This window comes from Microcystis sp. LEGE 08355, from assembly GCF_015207185.1.
Taxonomy (GTDB): Bacteria; Cyanobacteriota; Cyanobacteriia; order Cyanobacteriales; family Microcystaceae; genus Microcystis; species Microcystis panniformis.
The window spans coordinates 1-2,003 of the sequence record NZ_JADEXI010000735.1; the positions used below are offsets into that span (position 1 = coordinate 1).

The 2,003-nt window shown below is 45.5% G+C and carries 2 protein-coding genes; one reads left to right on the plus strand and one right to left on the minus strand.

Going from position 1 to position 2,003, the window contains the following annotated elements:
• Positions 1-126 precede the first annotated feature (126 nt).
• Positions 127-270: a high light inducible protein gene (locus IQ242_RS23485; RefSeq protein WP_002734821.1), complete on the minus strand. Its 144-nt coding sequence runs from the start codon at positions 268-270 to the stop codon at positions 127-129.
• A gap of 276 nt (positions 271-546) precedes the next feature.
• Between IQ242_RS23485 and IQ242_RS23490 the strand changes: the two genes are divergently transcribed.
• A partial coding sequence (locus IQ242_RS23490) for a B12-binding domain-containing radical SAM protein (protein WP_193961612.1) occupies positions 547-2,003 on the plus strand: 1,457 nt, incomplete at its 3' end.

Genomic DNA, 2,003 nt, shown 5'->3' on the forward strand with positions numbered 1-2,003 from the left:
TCATCTACCCTATCACCCCACTCCCCCATCCCCAACCTGCAACTAAAAAAGGGAAAGAGCGATGCTCCTCCCTTTTTTGATAATTTATGCAAGATGATTGTAGATGCACAGCAATCGAGGCTGAAATTACATTAGGCCCAATTGAGCAAGGATGCCTTTGTGGGTTAAGTATTCCGTAGCTACGCCAATAACGAAACCGAGCATGGCTAAACGACCATTCCAGTTTTCAGCGAAAGCGGTGAAGCCGAGTTTGTTTTCTTGCTTATCCATGGTGAATTGCCTTCCTATAAGAGAATTGCGTTTGAGTCAAGTGCTTAATATTTAATGTAACATAACTTTTCAGACTATGCAACATTTCTTTACATAAATTTTATTGATGTTGACCATAAACTTTTATGGGGGCAGGGTCAAGGGTGGGCAATGGCGGCCGAAAATCAAGCCTGATCTCAGTTCTAGGAATAAGTAACGGTTTTCCCATCCCTGACCGAAAAAGATTACAATCAAGCGAAAGGTCAAGAATCGATCGCCATCGAGCGAGGAGTGAATATGCGCGCCTTACTGATTTATCCCGTTTTTCCGCCGACTTTCTGGTCTTATAACAAAATTCTGGAATTAGTCGATCGCAAAGTCTTACTTCCTCCTCTGGGTATGGTGACGGTGGCGGCGATTTTACCGCAGGAATGGGAATTTAAACTGGTCGATCGCAATATTCGGGCGGTGACAGAAGCAGAATGGGACTGGGCCGAAATAGTGATTCTTTCCGGCATGATTGTCCAACGTCAAGATTTAATCGAGCAAATTCACGAAGCCAAGCAACGGGGTAAACTGGTGGCCGTGGGGGGTCCCTATCCCACTTCTATCCCCCATGAAGTTGCCGAGGCCGATTTTCTGATTCTCGATGAGGGAGAAATCACCATCCCGATGTTTGTGGAAGCATTGGCAAAAGGAGAAACCAAGGGTGTTTTCCGCACCACAGAAAAACCCGATGTGACAATTACCCCGATCCCACGCTACGATCTGCTCGATTTTGAAGCTTATGATTCCATGTCGGTACAATTCTCGCGCGGCTGTCCCTTCCAGTGCGAATTTTGCGATATTATCGTTCTCTACGGTCGTAAACCCCGCACCAAAACCCCAGCACAATTATTAAAAGAATTAGATTATCTCTACGAATTAGGTTGGCGCCGGGGCGTGTTCATGGTGGATGATAATTTTATCGGTAACAAGCGTAACGTTAAATTACTCCTCAAAGAATTAAAGGTTTGGCAAGAAGAACACCAGTACCCTTTCCGGTTTAACACGGAAGCATCGGTGGATTTAGCCGCCGATCCCGAATTAATGGCTATGATGGTCGATTGTTATTTTGATGCGGTCTTTTTAGGTATTGAAACCCCCGACGAAGAAAGTTTACAATTAACCAAAAAATTCCAAAATACCCGCAGTTCCTTAACTGAGACGGTAGAAAAGATTATTAAAGCCGGATTGCGCCCTATGGCGGGATTTATCATCGGTTTTGATGGCGAGAAAAAAGGAGCGGCCGATCGCATCATTAATTTTGTCGAAGAAGCAGCCATTCCCACGGCTCTATTTGGAATGTTACAAGCTTTACCCAATACTGCCCTATGGACTCGCTTGGAAAAAGAAGGACGACTACGATTAACGGGGAAACAGGACATTAACCAAAGTACCCTGATGAATTTCGTTCCCACCCGGCCGATCGAAGATATTGCCACAGAATATATTGAAGCCTTCTGGACATTGTACGATCCGGAGGTATTTCTCGATCGCACCTATCGCTGTTTCCTAAAATTAGGGGCACCTAAAGCGAAACCTGCCTTTAAACTGCCTCGCCGGGCCGATCTCTATGCCCTAGCGGTAATTATCTGGCGACAGGGCTTTAAACGTTCCACTCGCTGGAAATTCTGGCAGAATTTATTCGGTATTTTGCGCCATAATCCCGCCAATGCCGAACACTATATCACTGTCTGCGCCCACAACGAGCA

What these genes read in the sequence shown, in the direction of transcription:
- IQ242_RS23485 (WP_002734821.1), bottom strand. Translation starts at nt 270, where the DNA reads ATGGATAAGCAAGAAAACAAACTCGGCTTCACCGCTTTCGCTGAAAAC.